The organism is Actinomycetospora sp. CA-053990, assembly GCF_050948445.1.
Classification (GTDB): Bacteria; Actinomycetota; Actinomycetes; order Mycobacteriales; family Pseudonocardiaceae; genus Actinomycetospora; species Actinomycetospora callitridis.
This window is the reverse complement of record NZ_CP192043.1, coordinates 371,944-396,549: the sequence shown is the minus strand read 5'-3', so window position 1 is coordinate 396,549 and position 24,606 is coordinate 371,944. Positions and strand designations below refer to the sequence as shown.

The following is a 24,606-nucleotide window of genomic DNA, read 5'->3' as shown; positions in this document are numbered from 1 at the left end:
TCGCCTCCGGGGTGTGGCGCAGCTTGGTAGCGCGCCTCGTTCGGGACGAGGAGGCCGTGGGTTCGAATCCCGCCACCCCGACGTCGTGATGTCGCAGGACATCGGCACAGCCCCGAGCCCTCACGGGTTCGGGGCTTGCTGCGTTTCTGGGCCTGGTCGGGTCGCGGCGCGGCCTGCGGTCGCGGGTCGGTGCGCGGATGAGGTCGCCGGTGGTGGCGCGGGCCCGGTGACCCACGCGTCGCGCGTTCGTCCGTCAGCCCTGCTCTCCACGGTCGAGTGACGTTGGTTCCCTCGTCGGAACCAGCACTTGTCGGTCTCCGTCCGGTAACGACACGATGTCGGGGGACGATGGTCCTCTCGGATCACCCTGTCGGGGGCGCTCTCACACGGATCGGGGACACCATGCGACACGGAGGGGCACCGCAGCCGCCCACCGGGCGGCACGCCGCGCCCGCGCGGCCGGCCACCGCCACACCCGTGACGGGCGGGCGGCACTCGGCGGGACCGGACGGGTCCGGCGCCTCGCGACGCGACGCCGAGCCCCGGCACACGACACGTGTGGCCGACCTGCTCGCGGATCCGGCACCCGCGACCCGGCACGCCGTCGCGCTGCCCACCCCCGGCCGGCTCCCGAGGCCCACACCCCGTCGACCCACGCCGTCGACCGCCCGCGCCACGCGGAGGCGCCGGGACGGGGCGTCCCGCTGCAGGGCCCGGTCCCCCGCCCGCTCCCGCCCACGGGCGCGACGCAGGCCACCGCGGTGACGCCGGCCGGCGCCGACACCACCGCCACCGCCGCCGCCACCCCCGGCCCCGCACCCGTGCGCGCCAAGCGCCCCGCCGCCCGTCGCTCCGACCCGGAGGAGATCGCGGCGCGGGCGACGACGACGCTGATCAGCGCCTCGCCCGACCCGGGCCGCGCGGCCCGCCGCGCCGCGGCCGCCGCTCCGGCCGCGCTCGCCGCGCCGGCCCCGCTCGCCGCCCCCGCCCCGCTCGCCGCCCCGGTCGCCGGGGCCGCTCCCGTCTTCGCCGACGGCAGCGGGCGCCGCGCCCGCCGCTGGCGCACCGCCGCGATCCTGGCGACCGCCGTCTGCGCGTCCTACGTCGGCGTCGTGGCCGTCGGCGCGGTGGCCGGTCCGGTCGGGCCGACCTCCTCGCCGACGCTGCTGCCGGCGCCGACGACGGCTCCGCCCGCACCGACCGCCATCCGGGACCCGCCGCGCAGAACGTCGCCGAGGTCGAGCCGACGGCGACGTCCACCACCACCCGGTCCGCGCGCGCCACCACGCGCAGCACGCCCCGTTCGACCACCCCGAAGGCGCGCGTCGCACCGCGCCCGGTCGTCGTCGCGCCGGTGCCCGTGGTGCCGCAGGCCCCGCCCGCGCCAACCCGGCGCCGGTCGCCGACACCCAGAACGTCCCGAACGCCCAGGACGACGCCGCCGACGCCGCGGACGACGCCGGCGCGGACACCTGAGCCGGCCCCGCCGCAGCGCGACCCGGCCGTCGCTGCGCGCCTTCCTGCTCGCCACCCTCGTGGCGGTCCTGATCACCGCACCGATGGTCACCGGCGAGACCCCGTCCCCCGAGCCGGCGCTGGCGGACGTCGTGGAGGCCGGGGGCGCGTCGTCGGACGCCCCGCGGCGTGCCGGCGTGGCGGCCCCCGAGGGCCCGCTGCCGACGGTCGGGATGGCGCCGTACGTCGACCTGACCACCCCGCCGCTCCCGACCATGACCGACATGGCCGACGCGACCGGCCACGCCGACGTCGTGCTCGCCTTCGTCCTCGCCGGGGCCGACGGCTCGTGTGCGCCGACCTGGGGCGGCACGACCCCGCTGGCCGACCCCGCCGTGATGGCGCGGGTGGCCGGCCTGAAGTCCCGGGGCGGCACCGTGACCGTGTCGTCGGGCGGCGCGCTCGGCGACTACCTCGAGAAGGCCTGCCCGGACGCGCCGTCGCTCGCGCGCGCCTACGGCGCCGCGCTCGACGCCGTCGGCACCGACCACCTCGACGTCGACGTCGAGACCGACAGCGGCCGCGAGGTGTCGTCGAGCCGCATCGCCGAGGCCCTCGCCCTGCTCCAGCGCGAGCGCGGCACGCGGGTGACGCTGACCGTGCAGATCGACGGTGTGAGCGAGGGCATGAGCGCCGACGCCGTCGACCTCGTGCGCGAGGCCACGACGGCGGGCGTCGCCGCGCGCGTGAACCTCATGGTCATGAACTTCTCGTACGAGGGCGCCTGGGCGGACGCCATGACCGGCGCCGCACGTACCGCCGTCGGTCAGCTCGAGGCCCTCTGGCCGGGCAGCGACCCCGTCGACGTCCGGCGGCGCACCGGGGTCACGTTCATGGTCGGGCGCAACGACATGGACATGACGACGACGCCGGAGGACGCGCAGGCCGTCGTCGACGACGCCCGCGGCAACGGCTACGGCGGCGTCGGCTTCTGGGCCCTCGCCCGGGACAACGGCTCCTGCCCCGGCACCGAGGACGAGACGGACGACTGCAGCGGCATCGAGCAGGAGCCCTGGGCGTTCACGCGGATCGCGCAGGGCTTCACCGCGGCGCCGTAGGTCATCACCGGACCCGAGTGATCGACCTTCACGGCCGGTCGTCGGACGACCCCACCCGGTAGGGTCCGAAGCAGGCACGACGGTGACGCCGGACACGCGGTGTCGCGAGACGCGGGAGGTGCGAGACGTGAGCACCCAGGTCGACACGGCGGTCCTCCCGGACTCCGGGGACCGGCCTCTCGTCGTCCTCGTCGACGCGCCCTCCGGCATGGAGCGCCGCCTCGTCGACCGCTGGCTCGCCCGGGTCCGCGGGGACGGTCAGCCGGGCGGGCGGGGCCTCGAGGTGCTGCCCGCCGACAGCGAGCAGCTCGCCGCGCGCCTGACGCGCGGCGACAACCCGTTGCTCGTCCCCGTCCGGGTGGTGTGGGCGACCGATCCGGAGCCCGACGGCACGCTGCTGCGGCTCGCCGACGTCCTCACCCGCGGCTGGGCGCTGCGCAACCGCGCCCGCGCCGCGCGCCGCAGCCCGCCGCAGCACGAGGTCGTGGTCGGGCGCCCGGCCACGGTCCGCGAGCTCCTGCGCCGCCACCGGCGCGAGCGGGACTCCACCGACAGCGCGGACTTCGTGCGGTTCGTGGCCCGTCAGGCGACGCTCGCGCTCGACCGCGCCGAGCGCGCGCTCACCGGCAACCGCTTCAAGGTGCCCCGCGAGGTGGCGTCCCAGATCATCGGGTCGGCGCACTTCAGCCGCGAGATCCGTCGGCTCGCCGCCGAGACCGGCCGCCCCGAGGACGACGTGTCCGCCGAGGCGGCCACCGACCTCGAGAGCATCGTCGCCTCGCTCGACCCCAGCGCCGTCGACCTGTTCTCCGGCGTGCTGCGCCCCATGCACGAGAAGGCGTGGACCGTGCACGCCGACACCGCGGGGCTCGAGCCGCTGCGGGAGCTCAACGCCGAGCACGCCCTGGTCTTCCTGCCGTCGCACCGCTCGTACACCGACCCGTTCGTGCTGGCCGACGTGCTGCGCAGCAACGACTTCCCGCGCAACCACGTCCTCGGCGGCGACAACCTGCGCATCCTCGGGCTCGAGCAGCTCGCGCGGCGCAGCGGCATCATCTTCATCCGCCGCAGCTTCGGCGGGGACCCGGTCTACAAGGCCGTGGTGCGCGAGTACTTCTCGTGGCTGTCGGCGAAGCGCTTCAACCTCGAGTGGTACATGGAGGGCGGGCGCACCCGCACCGGGAAGCTCCGGCCACCGAAGTACGGGCTGCTCTCCGACGTCGCCAGCGCCGTCGAGACCCGGCGCGCCGAGGATGTCTACCTCGTCCCGGTGTCGATCATCCACGACCAGCTCCAGGAAGTGCACCAGATGGCGGCCGAGCAGACCGGCGCCACCAAGACCCCGGAGGGCCTGCGCTGGCTCGCCGGCTACGCCCGGGCGCAGCGCCGCCCGGTCGGCGGGGTGCACGTGAGCTTCGGCGAGCCGCTGTCGTTGCGCGCCGCGCTCTCCGCAGCCAACGACCCGGCGCTCGACGTCCGTCCGAGCCAGACGGGAGAGGACGTCGACGGCGTCGCGGCGGAGGACTCCGCGGCCCGCCGCCTGGCCCTGCAGAAGACCGCGTTCGAGGTCTTCGTCCGCATCAACCGCGTCACGCCGGTGACGCCCATCGCGCTGGCGGCCCTCGCCCTGCTCGGGGTGCGTGACCGCGCGCTGACGCTCTCGCAGGTCCGCCGGGTCGTCGAGCCGGTGCTCGACTACGTCGACGCCCGCGGACTGCCGCACACCGGCATCGGCTCCCTGCGCACCAACGGCGGCGTCGCGGAGGCACTCCTCTCGCTGCGCCGGGAGAAGGTGGTCAGCGCCTACACCGAGGGCTCCGAGCCGGTGTTCTCGGTCGAGCGGGGCCACCACATCGTCGCCGCGTTCTACCGGAACTCCGCGATCCACCACTTCGTCAACCGCGCGATCGTCGAGCTCTCGATCCTCGAGGTCGGCGACCTCACCGGCCGGGACGCGCTCGCGCGCGGCTTCCAGGCGGCCCTGGACCTGCGCGACCTCCTGAAGTACGAGTTCTTCTTCCCCGACAAGGAGACGTTCCGCGAGGAGCTGATCCGCGAGCTCACGCTCATCGACCCCGATTGGCAGTCCGGGGTCGACGACGTCGCCCGCACCCAGAAGCTGCTGCGCCAGAGCCGGTTCCTGTGCGCGCACCGGGTGCTGCGGTCCTTCGTCGACGCGCAGTGGGTGGTGGCCGAGCGCCTCGCCGAGCACGACCCGGACACGCCCGTCGACGAGGACGCGCTGCTCGACCGCTCCGCCGCCGTCGGGCGTCAGCTGCTGCTGCAGGGCAAGCTGCACGGGCCCGAGTCGCTGTCGAGGGAGCTCTTCGCCTCCGCGGTGCGGCTCGCCGCCAACCGGGGTCTCCTGGCCCCGAACACCCCCCGCGAGGGGGAGCCGGACCTGGCGACCCGTCGCCGGGCGTTCGCCGCGGAGATTCGCGGGGTAGTGGAACGAGTCGTGACCATCGACGAGACCGACGCGACGAACCGACAGGAGTCCGCGGGTGTCCGACCCTGAGACCAGCACGGCGGTCACCGCCGCCGACCTCATGGACGCGGTCGCCGCGGCACCCGAGGGCCCCCAGGTGGGCGCGTTCTTCGACTTCGACGGCACGGTGATCGCGGGCTACTCGGTCACCGCCTTCATGCGTCACCACGTCAAGAACCTCGACCTGCACCCGCGCACGACGCTCGACACGCTGGTCAGCGGCTGGCAGGGCCTCCACGGCGAGGAGGACTTCCGCAAGTTCCTCGGCATCACGCTGCGCACCTGGGCGGGCCGGACGCCCGAGGAGCTCGAGAAGATCGGCAACCAGCTCTTCCGCGACGAGATCGGCCCGAGCGTCTACCCGGAGGCGTGGCGGCTGATCCGCCTGCACCTGGAGAAGGGCCACACGGTCGTCCTGGCGAGCTCGGCCACCCGGTTCCAGGTCGAGCCGGCCGCGAAGGCCCTGGGCGTCGACCACACGATCTACACAGCCGTCGAGGTCGGCGAGGACGGCACGCTCACCGGGCACCCCGACGGCCGCTCGCCCTACGGCGAGGGCAAGGCGGCGGCGGTCAAGGAGTTCGCGGCGGCCCACGACGTCGACCTGGACGCGAGCTTCGCGTACTCCAACGGCGGCGAGGACGTCCCCTTCCTGGCGACCGTGGGCCACCCGGCCGCGGTGAACCCCAGCGCGGGCCTGCGCCGGGCCGCGGCGGAGCGCGCCTGGCCGGCGCTCGACTTCGACGGCCGCCCGTGGACGACACCGATCGAGATCGGCCGCACCGTCGCCACGTTCGCCGGGATGATGGGCGGCTTCGCCACCGGCCTCGGCCTCGGGCTGCTCGGCGGCTCGCGGCGGGCCGGGCTCAACCTCGGCATCGGGCTCGGCGGTGATCTCTCGCTGATGGCCTCGGGCGTCTCGCTCGACGTCCACGGCGCCCGGCACATCTGGGAGGCCCAGCCGGCGGTCTTCCTGTTCAACCACCAGAGCCAGCTCGACGTCCTCGTCCTGGGCGGGCTCCTGCGCGGCAACTTCGCGCCGGTGGCGAAGAAGGAGCTGGCCAACGACGTGCTGTTCGGCGGGCTCATGCGCCTGCTCGAGACGGCGTTCATCGACCGCGCCGACAACGCCCAGGCCCGCAAGGCCCTCGAGCCCGCCGTCGAGCGGCTGCGCGAGGGCACCTCGATCGTCATCGCCCCCGAGGGCACCCGCTCGCCCACCCCGACGCCGGGGACGTTCAAGAAGGGCGCGTTCCACCTGGCCATGCAGGCCGGCGTGCCGATCGTCCCGCTCGTCTTCCGCAACACCGGCGAGCTGATGAGTCGCAACGCGCTGATCATCCATCCCGGCGTCGTCCAGGTCGCCGTACTGCCGCCGATCGACGTCTCGTCCTGGACCCGCGAGGACCTCGACGAGCGCATCGAGGGCGTCCGGCAGTCCTACATCGACACGCTGGCCCACTGGCCGGGCGAGGGCTGACCAGCTACCGACCCCGGAAGACCGGCGCCCGCTTCTCCGCCCGGGCCCGGCGGCCCTCCACGAGGTCCTCGCTCGCCCAGCAGGCGTCGAAGGCCGCAGCGACCTCGTCGGGCACCGGCGCGTCCTCGAGCAGCCGGGCGACGGCGAGCTTGTTGTAGGCCAGCGTGAGGGGCGCGAGGGCGGCCATCTCGGTGGCCCAGGCCAGGGCGGTGCCGCGGTCGCCGACACGATCGACCAGGCCGGCGGCCCGGGCAGCGTCGTGGTCGAGGCGCTCGCAGGCCAGCAGGATGCGTCGCGCCGCCCCGCCACCCGCGACGAGCGCCAGCCGGCGGACCGTCCACGGGTCGACGGCGAGGCCCAGGCCTGCGGTGGGCAGCCCGAACACGCCGGCCTGGTCGACGACGCGCAGGTCCGCGGCGAGCGCGAGCTGCGTGCCGGCGCCGATCGCGGGCCCGTGCACCGCGGCCACGACGGGCACCGGCACCTCCGCGAGCCGGTGCAGCATGCCGTAGAGGGCGGCGAGGAAGTCGGGGTCGCCGACGGTGTCGAGGTCCGCGCCGGAGCAGAACGCCGTGCCCTCGCCGGTGAGCACGAGCACGCGGGCGCCGTCGGCGAGAGCCGCGTCGACGGCCGCGTGCAGGTCGCGGCAGTGGGCGGTGTCGAGGGCGTTGCGCCGCTCGGTGCGGTCGAGGCGGATCTCGTGGACCGCGCCGTCGTGGCGCTGGGTGCGGATCACGCACCGATCATCCCCGGCGGGCGGGTCTCCGCGCGACCACACCCCACAGCCCGCTCGCCGTCTCCTCGGCACGCGGCACCGCGCCCTCCGGGGCCCAGTGCGGCGCGGAGGCCCAGCCCGGGCCGACCAGCTCCAGTCCTTCGAGCCACAGGTCCATGTCCTCGGGGTCCCGCAGCGTCGGCGCGTAGCTCCAGCCACCGTGGTTGATCGTCGACCACGTGTGGACGTCGGGCCGCCCGACGCCCGTCAGGTGCGAGATCGCGACGCCGCTCCCCGGCGCGAGGGCCTCGCGGTAGCGGCGCATCGCCTCCACGGCGACCGCGTCGGGCACGTAGTGCAGGATGCCAACGGCGAGCACCCCGACCGGCCGGGCGAGGTCCAGGAGGTCCCGGACCTCGGGCGCGGCGAGCACCGTCTCCGCGTCGCCCGCGTCGGCCAGCAGCACCGAGACGCCCTCGTGGCGCGCGACGACACGGCGGGCGTGGACGACCGCGACCGGGTCGTAGTCGACGTAGGCCACCCGCGCCCCGGGGTGCACCCGGCGGGCGCGGACGTGGACGTGGTCGACGGTCGGCAGGCCCGCGCCCAGCTCGAGGAACTGGTCGATGCCCTCGGCGCACCAGTGGTCCACCACCGCCGCGGAGAACCGTCGGTGGCCCCGGCACAGGTCGCCCATGGCGGGCAGGACCTGATCCACCTCCGCGGCGAACTCACGGTCGACGACGGTGTTGTCGTCGCCGCCGAGATAGTGGTCGAACACGCGCGCCAGGTTCGGCGGCGTCCCCTCGTCGTCCGGCCCGAGATCGGTCATCAGTCACTCCCCCCGGTGCGCATCCTCTCCCACCGGCCGGTCCACCCGGCGGCATCGGCACACCGACGGGCAGGATTCGGGGCATGACCGCGTCGTCGCCGCACCGCCGCCAGGACCCGGCTCCGGAGATCCCGGACGCCCTGTTCGCCGATGACGCCGTCGAGAACCGCTGGCGAGGCCGGTTCACGGCCGCGCGCGTCTCGGTGCCCGATTGGGCGCGGGATGCCCCGGACCACAGCGTGTACTCGTCGAACGCCACCGGAACCTGGGAGATCTACGCCTGGGACCGGTCCACGGACACCCATCGGCGGGTCACCGATCGACCGAACGGCACACGCGGCGGCGCGGCGAGCACCGACGGCACCGCGATCTGGTGGTTCGACGACACCGACGGCGACGAGTTCGGGGTGTGGGTCCGCGAGCCCTTCGACGGCGGGTCGGCCGAGCCGGCCGTCTCGGGCGCCGAGCCCGGCTATCCGGCGGGTCTCGACCTGGGCCGGCGCACGGTGGCCGTCGGCTGGTCGACCGACGACGGGTCGACGCTCGCGGTCAGCGAGGAGGGCGGCGAGGCCCGGGTGGTCTACACCCACACCGAGGACGCCGGGATCGGCGCGCTGTCGCGCGACGAGACGCTGCTGGCCATCTCGCACGCCGAGCACGGCGACTCGCGCCACCCGGCGATCCGCGTGCTCCGGGTGTCCGACGGCGCCGCGGTGGGCGAGCGGTACGACGGCGAGGGGATGGGACTCGACCCGATCGAGTTCGCGCCGGTCGAGGGCGACCAGCGGCTGCTCGTCGGCCACGAACGCCGGGGCCGCGACGAGCTGCTGATCTGGGACCTGGCGACGGACACCGAGACGGTGCTCGACATCGACCTGCCCGGCGACCTCGCCGCCGGCTTCTACCCCGACGCCTCGGCGCTGCTCGTCGCCCACACCCGCGCGGGCCGCACGACGCTGCACCGCTACGACCTCGCCACGGGCGCGCTGTCCGACCTGCCGACGGCGGCGGGGTCGGTCGGCGGCGCGGACGTGCGCCCCGACGGCACCGTCGAGTACGGCTGGTCCTCGGCGGCGTATCCGTCGTCGGTGCGCGCCCTGCGCCCGGACGGCACCGACACCGAGCTGCTGGCCCCGCCCGGCGAGCGACCCGAGCCCTCCGTCGCCCTCGAGGACGCGTGGGTCGACGGGGTCGCGGGCCCGGTCCACGCGCTGTGGACCCGGCCGGCGGGCACGACCGGCCCCGTCCCGACCGTATTCATGATCCACGGGGGCCCGCAGGCGGCCGACGAGGACCGCTGGTCGCCGGTGCGCGCGGTCTGGGTCGACGCGGGCTTCGCCGTCGTGCACGTGAACTATCGCGGCTCGTCGGGCTACGGGTCGGCGTGGCGGGACGCCATCGAGGGACGCGCGGGCACCACCGAGCTCGAGGACGTCGCCGCCGTGCACGACTGGGCCGTCGCGTCGGGGCTCGCCGACCCGGCCGCCTGTGTCCTCGAGGGCTGGTCCTGGGGCGGCTATCTCACGCTGCTGGGCCTCGGGCGCCAGCCGGAGCGCTGGGCGGTGGGGTGTGCGGGCGTCCCGGTGGCGGACTACCTCGCGGCCTACGAGGACGAGATGGAGCCGCTGCGCGCCTTCGACCGGTCGCTGTTCGGCGGCTCGCCCGAGCAGGTGCCCGAGCGCTACACCGAGGCCTCACCGCTCACGTGGGTGGACGCGGTGCGGGCCCCGGTGCTGGTGCTCGCCGGCGAGAACGATCCCCGCTGCCCGATCCGTCAGATCGACAACTACCTCGACGCCCTGGCGGAGCGGGGGCGGGACTACGCGATGGTGCGCTACGACGCCGGGCACGGGTCCCTGGTGGTGGCCGAGACCTTGCGCCACACGGTCGCCGAGATCGCGTTCGCCCGCCGCGCGCTCGGGCTCCCGGTGCCCGCCTGACAGACAGAGCCCGACCGGGTCAGGCCGTCTTGGCCTGCCACATCCAGTGGGCCTCCTCGAGCTTCGCCGTCTGGGCGATGAGCAGGTCCTGGGTCACCGGGTCGGGCTCGTCGGTGGCCTCGATGCGCTCGCGCATGCGCTCGATGAGGCGGGCGAGGGTCTCGACGACGGCCTCGTTGACGTCCTCGACGTCGCGCCAGCCCTCCTCGGTCTTCTGCAGGCCGCTGCTCTTGGCGACGGTCTCGGTGCGGCCGTCGGGCGAGACACCGATGGTGGCGGCGCGCTCGGCGACCTCGTCCGAGTAGGTGCGCGCGAGCTCGACCAGCTCGTCGAGGTGCAGGTGCGCCTCGCGGAAGTTGCGACCGACGACGTTCCAGTGCCACTGCTTGGCGGTCAGGGACAGGTCGACGAAGTCGGCCAGGCTGTCCTGCAGGACGGCGCCGACGATCTGCTGCGCGTCGTCGGGCAGGGGGCTCGTGATGGGGGCGGTGGCCATGGTGGTGATCTCCCTTCGAGCACCACGGCCCACCCCACCAGGATGGGTGGGGTGGGCCGTGGCGACGTGTGTGAGCGCGCGGCTCAGCTCTGGCTGAGGACCTTCTGCTCCTTGCCGGTCAGCTCGCGGACGCGGTCCTCGACGCGCTGACCCATGCCCTCGTCGATCGACTTCCAGTAGTCGAACGCGCGGGCGAGGACGTCGTCACCGACACCCTTGGAGAGGTGGCCGGAGACGTTCTCGACGAAGCGGTCGCGCATGTCGTCGTCCCAGACCTCGAGCATCATCGTGCGGGCCTGGACCTCGTCGGTGTCCTCGGCGTGCGGCGTGTAGGCCGCGCGCTGGATCTGGCCGTCCGAGTACCACGTCGGCGGCTGGATCGTCTCGGTCGTCTGCGGGCCGCCCTTGGTGTTCGGCGCATAGACCGGGTCCGGTGCGTTCACGACGCGCATCGCGCCCGCCACGGTGTACGGGTGCGCGTCGGTGCCCTGCGGCGAGTTCACCGGGATCTGCTTGTAGTTGACCCCGAGCCGGGCGCGGTGCGCGTCGGCGTAGGAGAACCCGCGGGCCAGCAGCATCTTGTCCGGCGACAGGCCCAGCCCGGGCGGCTGGTTGTTCGGCTCGAACGCGACCTGCTCGATCTCGGTGTGGTAGTCGACCGGGTTCCGGTTCAGCGTCATCTTCCCGACCTCCTGGAGGGGGTAGTCGCTGTGCGGCCACACCTTGGTCAGGTCGAACGGGTTGAACCGGTAGGTCTTCGCGTCCTCGAACGGCATGATCTGCACGTGGAGGGTCCAGCTCGGGAACTCCCCGCGCTCGATCGCCTCGTAGAGGTCGCGCTGGTGGTAGTCGGCGTCCTCACCCGCGAGGCGGCCGGCCTCCTCCTCGGTCAGGCACTCGACGCCCTGGTCCGACTTGAAGTGGTACTTGACCCAGAACTCCTCGCCGGCCGAGTTGATCCACATGTAGGTGTGGCTCGAGTAGCCGTTCATGTGGCGCCAGTCCTTCGGGATGCCCCGGTCGCCCATGAGCCACGTGACCTGGTGCTTCGACTCGGGCGAGAGCGTCCAGAAGTCCCACTGCATGTCGTGGTCACGCAGCCCGTTGCGGGCGAGGCGCTTCTGCGACCGGATGAAGTTCTGGAACTTCATGGGGTCGCGGATGAAGAAGACCGGCGTGTTGTTGCCGACCATGTCCCAGTTGCCCTCGCGGGTCCACAGCTTGAGGGCGAAGCCGCGCGGGTCGCGCCAGGTGTCGGGGCTGCCCCGCTCACCGGCGACGGTGGAGAACCGGATGATGCCCTCGGTGGTCTCACCGGGCTGGAAGACCGCGGCCTTGGTGTAGGCCGAGACGTCCTGCGTGACCTCGAACTTGAGGAACGCCCCGCTCCCCTTCGCGTGCGGCTGCCGCTCCGGGATGCGCTCGCGGTTGAAGTTCGCCATCTGCTCGATCAGGTAGTGGTCCTGGAGGACCAGGGGACCGTCCGTCCCGACCGTCGCGGAGAACTCGTGGCTGGGTGCCGGGATACCGGCGTCATCGGTGGCGTAAGAGCGATTCGGATTGGTCACGTTCGCCTCTCCTCGTGGTGGTGGCTCTCGTGTCTCACCGTGACGGGATCGAGTTCGTCCCGTCGGTGCTGGCCAGAGGGGTACCCGCTCCCGCGGCGCGGCAGGCCGGGCAGGTGCCCCAGAAGACGATCTCGGCCTCGTCGACGACGAAGCCCCCCGCGTCGGACGGGGCCAGGCACGGGCGCTCGCCGACCACGCAGTCGATGTCGCCGGTCGCGCCGCACGCGCGGCAGACGACGTGGTGGTGGTTGTCGCCCGTGCGTGTCTCGTACCGCGCCGCCGAGCCCGCGGGCTCGATGCGGCGCACCAGGCCGGCGTCCACGCACGCGGCGAGGACGTCGTACACGGCCTGGGTGGACACCGACCCCAACCGGCCCCGCACCGCGGACGCCACGGCGTCGGCCGTGGAGTGGGGGTGCTCGCCGAGGACGCCGAGCACCGCCTGGCGGGGCGCGGTGACCCGGAGCCCGGCCTGGCGGAGCCGTGCCCGCGGGTCGGCCACGTGGTGGCGCGGATCCGCAGGAGACGCGACCACAGGCATCGCTGCGGGGTCGCCCTCGGGCTCGGTCCGTGAGGTCATGATGACCCCAAGGTGCCACCGAGACTGGAACGAGTCAAGAAAAGCGGGGCGGCGCCTCAGCTCCGGACGAGCTCCTCGGCGATCTCGTAGGTGTTCAGCGCGGCACCCTTGCGCAGGTTGTCGCCGCACACGAAGAAGTCGAGGGTGTCCGGGAAGTCCAGCGCCTGACGCACGCGCCCGACGTAGGTCGGGTCCTCGCCGACGACATCGGCAGGGGTCGGGAAGCGCTTCGCCTCCGGCTCGTCGACCAGCACGATCGAGGGCTGGGCGGCGAAGACCTGGTGCGCCGTCGCGACGTCGACCGGGCCGGCGAAGGTGGCGTGCACGGCGAGCGAGTGCGTCGTGATCACGGGCACGCGCACGCAGGTGGCCGACACCTTGAGCTCGGGCAGGTCGAGGATCTTCCGCGACTCGTTGCGGACCTTGAGCTCCTCGGAGGTCCATCCGTCGGCCTTCGGCGAGCCCGCGAACGGCACCACGTTGAGCGCCAGCGGGGCGCCGAACGGGGTGTCCTCGGAGAGCCCGGCGGCCGCGAGGGCCTCGGCGACGTCGCCGCGCCGGTTGCCGACGTCCTTGCCGGCCACTGCCGCGAGCTCGGCGCGCAGGCGGTCGATGCCCTCCTGGCCCGCTCCGGACGCCGCCTGGTAGCTGGCGACGACGAGCTCGCGCAGCCCGAAGGCGCGGTGCAGGGCCCCGAGCGCGGCCATCATCGACAGCGTCGTGCAGTTCGGGTTGGCGACGATGCCCTTCGGCCGCGTGTGCGCCGCCTCCGCGTTGACCTCGGGCACGACCAGCGGGACCTCGGGGTCCATGCGGAACGCGCCGGAGTTGTCGACCGCGATCGCGCCGCGGGACACCGCGACCGGCGCCCACTCGGCGCTGATCTCGTCGGGCACGTCGAACATCGCGATGTCGATGCCGTCGAAGGCCTCGGGCGCGAGCGCGACGACCTCGATCTCCTGGCCGCGCACCGTGAGGCGCTTGCCCGCCGAGCGCGGCGAGGCGATCAGGCGGATCTCCGACCAGGGCACGGACTCCCGGGCGTTGATGATGTCGATCATGACGGAGCCCACGGCCCCGGTCGCGCCGACGATGGCGAGGGTGGTCATGGTCAGCGTCCTGTTCCCGCGTGCACCACGGCCTCCTCGTCGCCCCCGAGGTCGAAGGCGGCGTGGAGGGCGCGGACGGCGTCGTCGAGCTGGGTGTCGCGCATGAGCGCGGAGATCCGGATCTCCGAGGTGTTCATCATCTCGATGTTCACGCCGGCGAGGGCCAGCGACTCACAGAACGTCGCGGTGACGCCCGGGTGGCTGCGCATGCCGGCGCCCACGAGGGTCACCTTGCCGATGTGCTCGTCGTAGATGACGTCCTCGTGGCCGACCTCGCCCTGCACGGCGGACAGGGCGGCGACACCCTTCGGGCCGTCCTTGACCGGCAGGGTGAAGGTGACGTCGGTCTTGCCCGTCTTCAGGTGCGACACGTTCTGCAGCACCATGTCGATGTTGATCTCGGCGTCGGCGACCGCGCGGAAGATGCGCGCCGCGAAGCCGGGCTGGTCGGGCACGCCGATCACGGTGATCTTGGCCTCGGACCGGTCATGCGCCACGCCGGTGAGGACGGCCTGTTCCACGCTGAGCTCCTCGATCGACCCGACGATCGTCGTGCCGGGCTTGTCGTTGTACGACGAGCGCACCCGCAGCGGCACGCCCTCGCGACGGGCGTACTCCACGGCGCGCAGGTGCAGCACCTTGGCCCCGCACGCGGCCATCTCGAGCATCTCCTCGTAGGTGATGGTCTCGAGCAGCTTCGCGTCCGGGACGATGCGCGGGTCGGCGGAGTACACGCCGTCGACGTCCGTGTAGATCTCGCAGACGTCGGCCTTCATCGCCGCGGCCATCGCGACGGCGGTCGTGTCCGACCCGCCGCGGCCGAGCGTCGTGATCTCCTTCGAGTCCGCGCTGACCCCCTGGAACCCCGCGACGAGCGCGATGTGGTCCTCGGCGAGGGCGGCGTGGATGCGACCCGGGGTGACGTCGACGATGCGGGCGTCGCCGTGCTTCCCCGTGGTGATCATGCCGGCCTGCGAGCCGCTGAACGACCGCGCACGGCCGCCCTGGGCGTTGATCGCCATGGCCAGGAGCGCGTTGGAGATGCGCTCGCCCGACGTCAGCAGCATGTCCATCTCGCGCGGCGGCGGGCTGGGGTGCACCTGCGCCGCGAGGTCGGTCAGCTCGTCGGTCGTGTCGCCCATGGCCGAGGCGACGACGACCACGTCGTTCCCGTCCTTGCCGGTGCGCAGGATGCGCTCGGCCACCCGTCGTATGCGGTCGGCCGACTGCACCGACGAGCCGCCGTACTTCTGGACGACGAGTGCCACCGCGACGGACCTCCACCTGCTGGTCGGCGAACGGCTCCGACCCTATCCGAGGCGCGTGGGCTCACGAGGTGGCTGTCACCACCGTGGAGCGGCTACGGCGCGAGGGCGTTGAGCAGCTTGGAGACGACGATCCCGATCACGAGCCACACGACCGCGGCGAGCCCGAAGTTCAGGATGATCCGCAGCGACTCGCTGGCGGGCAGGAACAGGTCGCCGATGCCCAGCGTCAGGTTGTTCGCGAGATCGCGGAAGAAGATCGTGATGCCGTTGGCGGGGTTGGCCCCGGCCACCGCGAGGATCACGTGCACGACGAGGATCGCCGCGAAGATGACGGTGAGGATCCGGATCACGGACGCCGCCACGGTGAGGACCTTGCGGACTAGTGCGCGCATGTCCTCGGAGGTGTGCGAACGCCGCTGTTCGGACGTGTCCGTGCTCGCATCCTGCGCCATGCGCGACATCATGGCACGTTGGGTGACTGGCCGGTAGCCGAGGGTGCGACCTGTGTCACCGGAGCATTCCTTCGCAGGTCGGAGGCCTGATCGGGGGTCCGCGGACCCCTCCGTCCGGGGTCCCGGGGTACCGGACCACGACGTGCCGGGGCTACCGTGGAGGCGATGTTCTCCGCGCCCGCAGCCCCGGCCATCACCCCGGGCCTGCTTCTTCGCCGCCGCGGCGGGGTCTGAAAAGACCGGCCCCCTGCCGCGGGTGATGCGCGCTGCCGGTCGCCATCCCTCGCAGTGCTGCAGGATCCAGGAGCGCGACACCCCATGAGCATCACTCCCGGCACGTCGATGAACGACGAGCCGATCGCCGACATCCGTTCGACCGTCGTCCATCCCGACGGCGACATCCCCGACGGCCAGCCGGCCTGGAACACCCAGCGCCCCAGCCGCATGCCGGTGCAGCGCTACCGGCGCTTCGCCGACCTCGTCGAGAAGATCTCGCTGCCCGACCGCACCTGGCCGGACCGCGTGATCGACAAGACCCCGCTCTGGGGCGCGGTCGACCTGCGCGACGGCAACCAGGCCCTGATCGACCCGATGTCGCCCGCGCGCAAGCGCCGCATGTTCGACCTGCTCGTCCGCATGGGCTACAAGGAGATCGAGGTCGGCTTCCCCGCCGCCTCGCAGACCGACTTCGACTTCGTCCGCGAGATCATCGAGCAGGGCGCGATCCCGGCCGACGTCCGCATCCAGGTGCTGACCCAGGCCCGGCCCGAACTGATCGCGCGCACGTTCGAGTCCCTCGAGGGCGTGCACTCGGCGGTCGTCCACCTCTACAACTCGACCTCGATCCTGCAGCGGCGCGTGGTCTTCCGCTCCGACCGTGACGGCATCACGAAGATCGCGGTCGACGGCGCGAAGAAGGTCCGCGAGGAGGCCGAGAAGCGGCCGGGCACCGACTGGCGCTTCCAGTACTCGCCCGAGTCGTACACCGGCACCGAGCTCTCCTACGCCAAGGAGATCGTCGACGCCGTCGGTGACGTCTGGGAGCCGACGCCCGAGAAGCCGATGATCGTCAACCTGCCGGCCACGGTGGAGATGGCGACGCCGAACGTCTACGCGGACTCCATCGAGTGGATGCACCGCAACCTCGCGCGCCGCGACTCGATCATCCTGTCGCTGCACCCCCACAACGACCGCGGTACCGGCGTCGCCGCCGCCGAGCTCGGCGTCCAGGCCGGCGCCGACCGCGTCGAGGGCTGCCTGTTCGGCAACGGCGAGCGCACCGGCAACGTCTGCCTGGTGACCCTCGGCATGAACCTCTTCAGCCAGGGCATCGACCCGCAGATCGACTTCTCGGACATCGACGAGGTCCGCCGCACTGTCGAGTTCTGCAACCAGCTGCCCGTCGGCGAGCGCCACCCCTGGGGCGGCGACCTCGTCTTCACCGCGTTCTCGGGCTCGCACCAGGACGCGATCAACAAGGGCCTGCAGGCCATGGCGGCCGAGGCGTCGGAGGCCGGGCACGACGTGTCCGAGCACCCGTGGGAGGTCCCGTACCTGCCGATCGACCCGAAGGACGTCGGCCGCACCTACGAGGCCGTGATCCGGGTCAACTCGCAGTCGGGCAAGGGCGGCGTCGCCTACCTGATGAAGACCGAGCACCAGATGGACCTGCCGCGACGCCTGCAGATCGAGTTCTCGCGCCGCGTCCAGGAGGTCACCGACTCCGAGGGCGGCGAGGTCTCGGCCAAGGAGATGTACGACATCTTCACCGAGGAGTACCTGCTGCGCCGGGTGCCCCTGGAGCTCGTCAGCTCGCGGGTCTCGACCCACGACGACGGCAAGGCCGAGCTCAGCGCCACGCTGAAGGTCGAGGGCGATCTGCACGAGGTCACCGGCGTCGGCAACGGCCCGATCGCCGCCTTCGTCGACGCCCTCGCCACCGTCGGCTACGACGTCCGCGTCCTCGACTACGCCGAGCACGCGATGTCCGCCGGCGACGACGCCCGCGCCGCCGCCTACGTCGAGGCGGCCGTCGGTGACGTCGAGGTCTGGGGCATCGGGATCGACGGCTCGATCCTCACGGCCTCGCTGAAGGCCGTCGTGTCGGCGATCAACCGGGCGATGCGCTGACGTTCTCGACTTGAGTGGCGGAACCCGCGCTGAGCGCGGGTTTCGTCACCGAGGTCGGGACCTCCCCGGCCTTCACGCTGGCGACTCCGGTCAGGCGACGCGGGGGACGGCGCGCACGGTGAGGGCCCGACTTGGGTGGCGGAACCCGCGCTGAGCGCGGGTTTCGTCACCGAGGTCGGCAAGATCCCGGGATCTGGAGCGATCGTTCCGCTGAGCGGAGCGTTCGCTCCACGGAACCAGATCTCGCCTAGGGAAGGTCGAACTCCCCGGCCTTCACGCCGGCCACGAACGCCGCCCACTCGGCCGGTGTGAACCGAAGCCCCGAGGAGTCGCCGAGCTTGGTGTCGACAACACGCACCCCGTCCGGTTCAAGCGCTACGCCGACACAGCTCCCTTCACTACAGAAGGAGCTAGTCCTCACCATCACGTCAGCGTCACGGGGCAGATGCACTGCGGCATCTTCGAGGGGCCCGGCAGCGCCGGGAAGAGCGTGATCACCCACCGGTGGCGTCGATGCGGCGAACGGCTCGCTCCATGAGCGGGATGGACTCGCCCTCGGTCAGGGCGACCGCGTAGAGGCCGTCCAACCAGGTCTCGTGATCAGAGACCTCACTCGGGTCGGTGAGGAACTCGCCGGCCATCCCGGGCCGCTCGACATAGACGACGCCGTCCTCGATGCCCTCGGAGTAGTCGAGCTTGGCAAAGGCCTCGCGGCTGCCGGGTAGCAGTCCTGCCGAGAAGGGCAGCACGCGAACGTCGACGTGTTCGGCCTGGGCCACTGCGATCAAGTGCTCGACCTGACTTCGAAGGATGGCCGGGGAGCCAACGACCCGGTGAAGCGTCGACTCATCGAGAACACAGTGGAACGACAGTCCGTGGCTCGCGGTCAGCGCTTCCTGCCGCCGCATTCGCACCTCGACAAGCTTCTCGATGTCTTGCTCAGACGTCGTCGAGCCGTAGGCGTTGCGGAGCACCGCGCGGGCGTAGTCGCGGGTCTGCAACAGCCCGTGAACGATGTGGGCTTCGTAGGCGCGAATCTTTGCCGCATCCCACTCAAGCTCGACGTAGGTTGCCATCACCGGCGGCAGGACGTCGCTGTACGACCGCCACCACATCTTCGCGCGCCCGTCGCGCGCCCAGTCCAGGAGCCGCTCGCGCTCGTCGCCGTCCGGGACGCCGTAGACCTCGAGCATGTCCCGCACGTCGCGCCAGCGGGGCACGCCCTTGCCGTTCTCGAGACGGCTGATCTTCGATTGCGAACACTCGAGTTGCCGAGCGACGTCCTCGAGCTTGAAGCCCCTCGCCTCACGCAGGCGCTTGAGCTCGCCGCCGAGGCGGCGGCGGGTCACCACGGGGCCGGGCGACCAGGTCATCCGTGAGCCTCCTGGGGTCGGGCGTTCAAGCGCCGGCCCCCCTGCCGACCTCTGTCCGTACACGGTAGACCCCGGACGGCCATGCCGTCACGCAATCGTTGCGTGCAATTGCAGAATTCGCTTGTGCTGTGGGCTCTCACACAGCACTGTCAGGAATACCGGAGCTGGATCGCCGGAGCTGTGGACCGCACGACGGGCCGCACGACTCGACGGGAGGCACTGATCATGAGCGCAACGAAGGGCGGCCGACGATGACCGCCATGACCATCATCATCGCCGTAGTGATCTTCTGGGCGCTGTTCGTCCTGGGCGTGCTCGTGGGCATCTCCGTGCACCGCGAGGCGACGCGCAAGCGGATGGGGCGCGTGCACCGCGCCGAGATGGAGCTCGACCGGGCCGAGTCCGTCGCCTACCGCACGCCCATCCGGGCGCGGGACGCCCGGCTTTAGAAGGCGCGGCGGCCTGCGAGGGCCCGGCCGAGCGTGAGCTCGTCGGCGAACTCGAGGTCGCCGCCCATGGGGAGGCCGGAGGCCAGCTTGGTGACGCTGAGCCCCGGGAAGTCGCGCAGCAGGCGCACGAGATAGGTGGCCGTGGCCTCGCCCTCGGTGTTCGGGTCCATGGCCAGGATGACCTCGGCGATCTCCGGCTCGTCGCCGGCGCCGCCGATGCGGGTGAGCAGCTCACGGACGCGCAGCTGATCGGGGCCGATGCCCGAGAGCGGATCGAGCGCCCCGCCCAGGACGTGGTACCGACCGCGGAACTCGCGGGTGCGCTCCACCGCCATGACGTCCTTCGGCTCCTCGACGACGCAGACGACCGTCGCGTCGCGTCGGGCGTCGCTGCAGATGCGGCAGCGGGGCTGCTCGGAGACGTTGCCGCAGACGTCGCAGAAGACGACACCGACCTTGACCTTCTGCAGGGCCTCCTGCAGGCGCGTCACGTCGGCCTCCTCGGTGGCGAGGAGGTGGAAGGCGATGCGCTGGGCACTCTTGGGACCGATACCGGGCAGGCGGCCCAGCTCGTCGATCAGGTCTTGGACCGGTCCCTCGAACACCCGACGAACCTACTGACCCGGCAGGCCCAGCCCGCCGCCCATGTCCCCGAGCCCACCGGCGAGCGGGCCCATCTTCTCGGCCTGCAGCTCGGCAGCGGCCTGCGCGGCGTCGGAGATCGCGCCGACGATGAGGTCCTGCAGCGTCTCGACGTCGTCCGGGTCGACGACCTTCGGGTCGATCTTCACGGAGCGGACCTCGCCGGTGGCGGTCTGGGTGACGGTGACCAGGCCGTTGCCCGCCTGGCCCGTGACCTCCGCCTCGGCCAGCTCCGCCTGGGCGGACATCAGCTGCTCCTGCATCGCCTGCGCCTGCTGCAGCAGCGCGCCCATGTCCATGCCTTCAGGGTTCTGACCGGGTTGCACATCACCACCCTAACCGCGCGCCCGTGGTCGCCGCGGAGCGCGTGGGCAGGCAGGCTGCCTCCCGATGGACGAGACGACCGATCTGCTGCACCGCCTCCTCGAGGTCACCACCTGGCGCGCCTTCGACGTGGACGCCGAGGGCCGCATCCTCGCGGGGTACGACGGGTCCGGGACGGTGCAGCTCGTCGAGCTGCGTCCCGACGGCACTCGCGTGCCCCTCACGGCGCTGTCGGGCGCCTGCCACGGGCGGTACCTGCCGGGCACGAGACGCGTCGTTGTCTCCCACGACGCCGGCGGCGATGAGCGTGCCCAGCTCTCGCTGCTCGACCCGGACGCCGTGACCGAGCCGGTCGGCGAGGACGGGCTCGTCCCGCTCGTGCACGATCCGGCCTACATCCACGGTCTCGTCGAGGTCCTCCCGACGGGCGAGGTCGTCTACACGACGAACCGCCGCAACGGCGTCGACTTCGACCTCGTCGTCCGCCGCGTCCGCGGTGCTGACAGGGGCACCGAGACCGTCCTCTACGACGGCGGCGGGATGGTCGGCGGCGCCGCGGTGAGCCACGACGGCACCCGCGCGCTGATGACGCGACCCGGTCGCCCGGCGCTGAGCTCGCAGGTCCTGCTGCTCGCCGGCGACACGACCACCGAGCTCACCGACGCCGGTGAGCACGCCCGCTACCTCGGGCCGCAATGGATGCCGCGGGGCGAGGCCGCGGTGATCACCACGGACTCCGGGCGCGACCACCTCGGCGTCGCCCGGCTCGACGTCCGCAGCGGCGAGCTGACCTGGCTGGTGACCGACGACGAGCACGACGTCACCGCACGCCTGTCCCCGGACGGCGAGACGCTGCTGGTGATCACCGACGACGACGGCACGAGCCGCCTCGCGGTCCACGACGTCGACGGCACCTTCCGGCACGCGGTCGGCCTGCCCTCCGAGCTGCACGGCGGGGTCGCCGACTTCCTCGCCGTGCCACGCTGGTCGCCCGACGGCACCGGGCTCGCGATCACGTGGACCGACCCCGCGACCCCGGCCGACGTCCTGCTCCTCGACGCCGCGCGCGGCCGGTCCGGCGTGGTGGCCTCGTCCCGCGAGCCGCTGGCGGACCTCGACCTCGTCGCCCCCACCAGCCACGGCGTCCCCACGCCCGACGGCGAGACCGTCCCGTGCTTCGTCTACTCCCCGTCCCAGCCGTCGGGGTCGAGCGTGACGATCGTGCACGGCGGGCCCGAGGGGCAGTCGGTGCGCGCGTTCTCGCCGATCGTCCAGGCGCTGGTCGGCGCCGGGCACACCGTGCTCGTACCGAACGTGCGCGGCTCGGTGGGCTACGGGAAGCGCTGGTACTCGCTCGACGACGTCGAACGGCGCCTCGACTCCGTCGCCGACCTCGCCGCCCTGCACGCCTACCTCCCCCGCCTCGGGCTCGACCCCGCGCGGGCGGCGCTGTGGGGCGGCTCGTACGGCGGCTACATGGTGCTCGCCGGGCTCGCCTTCCAGCCCGAGCTCTGGGCGGCGGGCGTCGACATCGTCGGCATCTCGTCGCTCGTCACGTTCCTGGAGAACACCTCGCCCTACCGGCGCGCCCACCGCGAGCGGGAGTACGGCTCGCTGGAGCGCGACCGCGCGTTCCTCGAGCGCGCGTCGCCGCTGACGCGCATCGGCGAGGTGCGCGCGCCGTTGTTCGTCATCCACGGCGCGAACGACCCGCGGGTGCCGCTCTCCGAGGCCGAGCAGGTGGCCGCGGCGGTGCGGGCCAACGGCGTCGAGGTCGAGATGGTGGTCTACGACGACGAGGGCCACGGGCTGGCCAAGCGCGCCAACCGGCTCGACGCCTACCCCCGGGCCGTCGCGTTCCTGGCTCGCGCCCTGGGCTGAGCGTTAGCGGCCGTCGACGCGCCGCGCGCCGAGCTGCGAGGTGAGCAGCTCCATGGCCGCCTCCTCGGGGTCGACGCGCGCGCCGCCGGCGGTGCCGCCCGGGTCGGCCGCGGCCTCGGCGTACATGTCCTCCTCGCTCACGTCGCCGTCCTCGGGCGGCTCCGGAGGGGGCGGGATGTCCGACGGCGGTGCGGGGCGCCGGGCCGGCGGGGCGTCGCCCGAAGCACCACGGGCGGGAGCCTCGGCCGGGGGAGCGTCCGCCCGCGGTGGCTGCTCCGGGCGCTGGGGGCGCTCGGGACGCCGCGGCGGGTCGGGGCGCTGACGGGGCTGCTCCGGGCGTCCGCCGCCCCGTGCGTTGCCGCCACCGCCACCGCCCCCATCTCCCCCGCCGGTGCCGTGCACGGCCTGCACCGTCCACTGCCCCGAGAGCACGGCCCCGAGCGCCGCGGCGACGTGGTCGGCGCGGTTGGGCTGGGAGAGCTGGCGCGCGAGCGGGGGCGTCGGCATGCCGAGGGTGATCGTGGTGCCCTCGACCGCCGTCACCGTCGCGTTCTGGAGCAGCGCGTGGGTGGGCTTGTTGCGCTCGCGGACCTGGGTCATCACCTCGGGCCAGACCCGGCGCAGTGCCGCGGCGTCGAGCGCGCCGGCGGCCGCGGGGGCGCGCTGGGGCTCCGGGGTCGGCTCGGGCTCGGGCGCCTGCGGAGGCTCCGGGGCCGCGGGACGCTCCTGAGCGGCCGGACGTTCCCGGGCGGCCGGGCGCTGGGGCGCCGCCTGCGGGCGCTCCCGGGGAGCGTCGCGGGGCGGCTCGTCGCGGGCCTCGACGGTGGCCGCCGGCCGGTCGGTGGGCGGGACGACGGTGGCGTCGAGCTCGCCGGCGCGCGGGGGCGCGTCCTCCTCGGGCCGCTGCGACGGCCGGCTGAAGCGGGAGGACGCGTCGTCGGACGGGCCGGGCGCGCCCACCGCGAGACGCCGCTCGACGCCCTCGAGGCGCTGGATCATCGCTGCGTCCGCCGACGAGGCGGCGGGCAGCAGCATGCGGGCGCAGACCAGCTCGAGCAGCAGCCGCGCGGCGGTCGCCCCACGCATCTCGGTGAGCGCGGTGTGCACGAGCTCGGCGTGGCGGGCCAGGGCCGCCGGGCCGAGGCGCTGCGCCTGGTCGACCATCCGCTCCATCTCGTCGGCGGGGACGTCGACGAGGCCGCGCTCCCCCGCGTCGGGGACGGCCTGCACGAGGATGAGGTCGCGCAGGCGCTGGAGCAGGTCGGCGGCGAAGCGCCGCGGGTCGTGCCCCGCCTCGACGAGCCGGTCGACCGCCCCGAACACAGCAGGCCCGTCACCGGCCCCGAGCGCGTCGACGACATCGTCGAGGATCGCGACGTCGGTGACCCCGAGCAGGCCCACGGCGTGGGCGTATGTGACGCCCTCGGGGCCGGCGCCGGCGAGCAGCTGATCGAGCACCGACAGCGAGTCGCGCGCCGATCCCCCGCCGGCGCGCACCACGAGCGGGTAGACCGCCGGCTCGACGGTGACACCCTCCTCGGTGCAGATGCGCTCGAGCAGGCCGCGCAGCGTGCTGGGCGGCAGCAGGCGGAACGGGTAGTGGTGGGTGCGCGAGCGGATGGTGGTGAGCACCTTGTCCGGCTCGGTCGTCGCGAAGATGAAGATCAGGTGCTCGGGCGGCTCCTCGACCACCTTGAGCAGCGCGTTGAACGCTGCCGTGGTGACCATGTGCGCCTCGTCGATGATGAAGACGCGGTAGCGGGAGCTCACCGGCGCGAAGTGGGCACGGTCGCGCAGCTCGCGGGCGTCGTCGACGCCGTTGTGGCTGGCGGCGTCCATCTCGGTGACGTCCAGCGAGCCGGGCCCGTTGGGGGCGAGCGCGATGCAGGATTCGCAGACGCCGCACGGCTCGGGCGTCGGGCCCTGCTCGCAGTTCAGCGAGCGGGCGAGGATGCGCGCGCTGGACGTCTTGCCGCAGCCCCGCGGCCCGGAGAAGAGGTAGGCGTGGTTGACCCGGCCGGCGGACAGCGCCGTGCGCAGCGGATCGGTGACGTGCTCCTGACCGACCACCTCGGCGAACGTCGCCGGCCGGTACCTGCGGTAGAGCGCCAGAGCCACGAGCCCGAGGCTACGCGGACCCCCCGACGCCGCCGGAGGGGAGATGAAGGGGACCCCGCGCACCCGCCAGAGCCCGCTGACCCTTGCTGCCTTCCGGCCCTGGGGGAGTTCACAGGATGGACGCCGCGCGGGGTCCGTGGCCCAGTGTAACGAAGTCGGCCGATCCCCACGCGAGGCCCGCCCCGACC

At 73.1% G+C, this 24,606-nt stretch carries 20 protein-coding genes, 1 tRNA gene and 1 other RNA gene; 8 read left to right on the top strand and 14 right to left on the bottom strand.

Annotated features, from left to right (window positions below):
• The first annotated feature begins 7 nt into the window (after positions 1-7).
• From ACQPYN_RS01965 to ACQPYN_RS01950, 4 genes are all read left to right on the top strand, one after another.
• Positions 8-81, top strand: a tRNA-Pro gene (locus ACQPYN_RS01965).
• A gap of 680 nt (positions 82-761) precedes the next feature.
• Positions 762-2,573, top strand: a complete 1,812-nt coding sequence (locus tag ACQPYN_RS01960) for a hypothetical protein (protein ID WP_433032709.1) — start codon at positions 762-764, stop codon at positions 2,571-2,573.
• Between the two features lie 127 nt (positions 2,574-2,700).
• A complete protein-coding gene (locus ACQPYN_RS01955) occupies positions 2,701-5,091 on the top strand; it encodes a glycerol-3-phosphate 1-O-acyltransferase (protein ID WP_433032706.1) in 2,391 nt (796 codons plus the stop codon).
• Positions 5,078-6,541: an HAD-IB family hydrolase gene (locus ACQPYN_RS01950; protein ID WP_433032703.1), complete on the top strand. Its 1,464-nt coding sequence runs from the start codon at positions 5,078-5,080 to the stop codon at positions 6,539-6,541. Before ACQPYN_RS01955 ends, ACQPYN_RS01950 begins: the two co-directional genes overlap by 14 nt.
• A 4-nt stretch (positions 6,542-6,545) precedes the next feature.
• Here ACQPYN_RS01950 and ACQPYN_RS01945 read toward each other — a convergent pair whose 3' ends face one another.
• Both ACQPYN_RS01945 and ACQPYN_RS01940 read right to left on the bottom strand, forming a co-directional pair.
• A complete protein-coding gene (locus ACQPYN_RS01945; RefSeq protein WP_433032700.1) occupies positions 6,546-7,277 on the bottom strand; it encodes an enoyl-CoA hydratase in 732 nt (243 codons plus the stop codon).
• Positions 7,278-7,284: 7 nt separating this feature from the next.
• Positions 7,285-8,088, bottom strand: a complete 804-nt coding sequence (locus ACQPYN_RS01940) for an SAM-dependent methyltransferase (RefSeq protein WP_433032697.1) — start codon at positions 8,086-8,088, stop codon at positions 7,285-7,287.
• Between the two features lie 83 nt (positions 8,089-8,171).
• Here ACQPYN_RS01940 and ACQPYN_RS01935 point away from each other — a divergent pair, with 83 nt between their 5' ends.
• Positions 8,172-10,028, top strand: a complete 1,857-nt coding sequence (locus ACQPYN_RS01935) for a S9 family peptidase (protein ID WP_433032694.1) — start codon at positions 8,172-8,174, stop codon at positions 10,026-10,028.
• A 19-nt stretch (positions 10,029-10,047) separates the two neighbouring features.
• On the opposite strand, the gene ACQPYN_RS01930 is transcribed toward ACQPYN_RS01935, so the two are convergent.
• The 6 genes from ACQPYN_RS01930 to ACQPYN_RS01905 all read right to left on the bottom strand — a co-directional run bounded on the left by ACQPYN_RS01930 (position 10,048) and on the right by ACQPYN_RS01905 (position 15,501).
• On the bottom strand, positions 10,048-10,524 hold the full coding sequence (locus tag ACQPYN_RS01930) for a Dps family protein (protein ID WP_433032691.1): 477 nt from the start codon (positions 10,522-10,524) through the stop codon (positions 10,048-10,050).
• Between the two features lie 83 nt (positions 10,525-10,607).
• Positions 10,608-12,092: a catalase gene (locus tag ACQPYN_RS01925; protein ID WP_433032688.1), complete on the bottom strand. Its 1,485-nt coding sequence runs from the start codon at positions 12,090-12,092 to the stop codon at positions 10,608-10,610.
• 34 nt (positions 12,093-12,126) lie between these two features.
• Positions 12,127-12,633, bottom strand: coding sequence for a Fur family transcriptional regulator (locus ACQPYN_RS01920; RefSeq protein WP_433038670.1), 507 nt, complete (start codon positions 12,631-12,633; stop codon positions 12,127-12,129).
• A gap of 95 nt (positions 12,634-12,728) precedes the next feature.
• Complete coding sequence (locus ACQPYN_RS01915) at positions 12,729-13,781, bottom strand: aspartate-semialdehyde dehydrogenase (RefSeq protein ID WP_433032685.1); 1,053 nt, start codon at positions 13,779-13,781, stop codon at positions 12,729-12,731.
• 2 nt (positions 13,782-13,783) lie between these two features.
• Complete coding sequence (locus ACQPYN_RS01910; protein ID WP_433032682.1) at positions 13,784-15,049, bottom strand: aspartate kinase; 1,266 nt, start codon at positions 15,047-15,049, stop codon at positions 13,784-13,786.
• Positions 15,050-15,141: 92 nt separating this feature from the next.
• A complete protein-coding gene (locus ACQPYN_RS01905; protein ID WP_274197277.1) occupies positions 15,142-15,501 on the bottom strand; it encodes a hypothetical protein in 360 nt (119 codons plus the stop codon).
• A gap of 342 nt (positions 15,502-15,843) precedes the next feature.
• Here ACQPYN_RS01905 and leuA point away from each other — a divergent pair, with 342 nt between their 5' ends.
• A complete protein-coding gene (leuA, locus tag ACQPYN_RS01900) occupies positions 15,844-17,631 on the top strand; it encodes a 2-isopropylmalate synthase (protein ID WP_433038667.1) in 1,788 nt (595 codons plus the stop codon).
• A 247-nt stretch (positions 17,632-17,878) separates the two neighbouring features.
• Here the strand turns inward: leuA and ACQPYN_RS01895 are convergent, their stop codons facing one another.
• Positions 17,879-18,055 carry a DUF397 domain-containing protein gene (locus tag ACQPYN_RS01895; protein ID WP_433038664.1) on the bottom strand — a complete coding sequence of 59 codons (177 nt, stop codon included), beginning with the start codon at positions 18,053-18,055 and terminating at the stop codon, positions 17,879-17,881.
• A gap of 70 nt (positions 18,056-18,125) precedes the next feature.
• Positions 18,126-19,004 carry a helix-turn-helix domain-containing protein gene (locus ACQPYN_RS01890; RefSeq protein WP_433032679.1) on the bottom strand — a complete coding sequence of 293 codons (879 nt, stop codon included), beginning with the start codon at positions 19,002-19,004 and terminating at the stop codon, positions 18,126-18,128.
• A 260-nt stretch (positions 19,005-19,264) separates the two neighbouring features.
• Here ACQPYN_RS01890 and ACQPYN_RS01885 point away from each other — a divergent pair, with 260 nt between their 5' ends.
• Complete coding sequence (locus ACQPYN_RS01885) at positions 19,265-19,453, top strand: hypothetical protein (RefSeq protein ID WP_433032676.1); 189 nt, start codon at positions 19,265-19,267, stop codon at positions 19,451-19,453.
• Here the strand turns inward: ACQPYN_RS01885 and recR are convergent.
• Positions 19,450-20,058, bottom strand: a complete 609-nt coding sequence (gene recR, locus ACQPYN_RS01880; protein WP_274188664.1) for a recombination mediator RecR — start codon at positions 20,056-20,058, stop codon at positions 19,450-19,452. The two genes, ACQPYN_RS01885 and recR, sit on opposite strands and share 4 nt — an antisense overlap.
• A 9-nt stretch (positions 20,059-20,067) precedes the next feature.
• Positions 20,068-20,388, bottom strand: coding sequence for a YbaB/EbfC family nucleoid-associated protein (locus ACQPYN_RS01875; protein WP_328311026.1), 321 nt, complete (start codon positions 20,386-20,388; stop codon positions 20,068-20,070).
• Between the two features lie 97 nt (positions 20,389-20,485).
• Here ACQPYN_RS01875 and ACQPYN_RS01870 point away from each other — a divergent pair, with 97 nt between their 5' ends.
• Complete coding sequence (locus ACQPYN_RS01870) at positions 20,486-22,300, top strand: S9 family peptidase (RefSeq protein WP_433032671.1); 1,815 nt, start codon at positions 20,486-20,488, stop codon at positions 22,298-22,300.
• A 3-nt stretch (positions 22,301-22,303) separates the two neighbouring features.
• On the opposite strand, the gene ACQPYN_RS01865 is transcribed toward ACQPYN_RS01870, so the two are convergent.
• Complete coding sequence (locus ACQPYN_RS01865) at positions 22,304-24,418, bottom strand: DNA polymerase III subunit gamma and tau (protein ID WP_433032668.1); 2,115 nt, start codon at positions 24,416-24,418, stop codon at positions 22,304-22,306.
• A gap of 44 nt (positions 24,419-24,462) precedes the next feature.
• Positions 24,463-24,557, bottom strand: an RNA gene (gene ffs, locus ACQPYN_RS01860) — signal recognition particle sRNA small type.
• Between the last annotated feature and the right edge of the window lie 49 nt (positions 24,558-24,606).

What these genes read in the sequence shown, in the direction of transcription:
- ACQPYN_RS01940 (WP_433032697.1), bottom strand. Translation starts at nt 8,088, where the DNA reads ATGACCGATCTCGGGCCGGACGACGAGGGGACGCCGCCGAACCTGGCG.
- ACQPYN_RS01935 (WP_433032694.1), top strand. Translation starts at nt 8,172, where the DNA reads ATGACCGCGTCGTCGCCGCACCGCCGCCAGGACCCGGCTCCGGAGATC.
- ACQPYN_RS01930 (WP_433032691.1), bottom strand. Translation starts at nt 10,524, where the DNA reads ATGGCCACCGCCCCCATCACGAGCCCCCTGCCCGACGACGCGCAGCAG.
- ACQPYN_RS01920 (WP_433038670.1), bottom strand. Translation starts at nt 12,633, where the DNA reads ATGCCTGTGGTCGCGTCTCCTGCGGATCCGCGCCACCACGTGGCCGAC.
- ACQPYN_RS01915 (WP_433032685.1), bottom strand. Translation starts at nt 13,781, where the DNA reads ATGACCACCCTCGCCATCGTCGGCGCGACCGGGGCCGTGGGCTCCGTC.
- ACQPYN_RS01905 (WP_274197277.1), bottom strand. Translation starts at nt 15,501, where the DNA reads ATGGCGCAGGATGCGAGCACGGACACGTCCGAACAGCGGCGTTCGCAC.
- leuA (WP_433038667.1), top strand. Translation starts at nt 15,844, where the DNA reads ATGAACGACGAGCCGATCGCCGACATCCGTTCGACCGTCGTCCATCCC.
- ACQPYN_RS01895 (WP_433038664.1), bottom strand. Translation starts at nt 18,055, where the DNA reads ATGGTGAGGACTAGCTCCTTCTGTAGTGAAGGGAGCTGTGTCGGCGTA.
- ACQPYN_RS01890 (WP_433032679.1), bottom strand. Translation starts at nt 19,004, where the DNA reads ATGACCTGGTCGCCCGGCCCCGTGGTGACCCGCCGCCGCCTCGGCGGC.
- ACQPYN_RS01885 (WP_433032676.1), top strand. Translation starts at nt 19,265, where the DNA reads ATGACCATCATCATCGCCGTAGTGATCTTCTGGGCGCTGTTCGTCCTG.
- ACQPYN_RS01875 (WP_328311026.1), bottom strand. Translation starts at nt 20,388, where the DNA reads ATGGGCGCGCTGCTGCAGCAGGCGCAGGCGATGCAGGAGCAGCTGATG.
- ACQPYN_RS01870 (WP_433032671.1), top strand. Translation starts at nt 20,486, where the DNA reads ATGGACGAGACGACCGATCTGCTGCACCGCCTCCTCGAGGTCACCACC.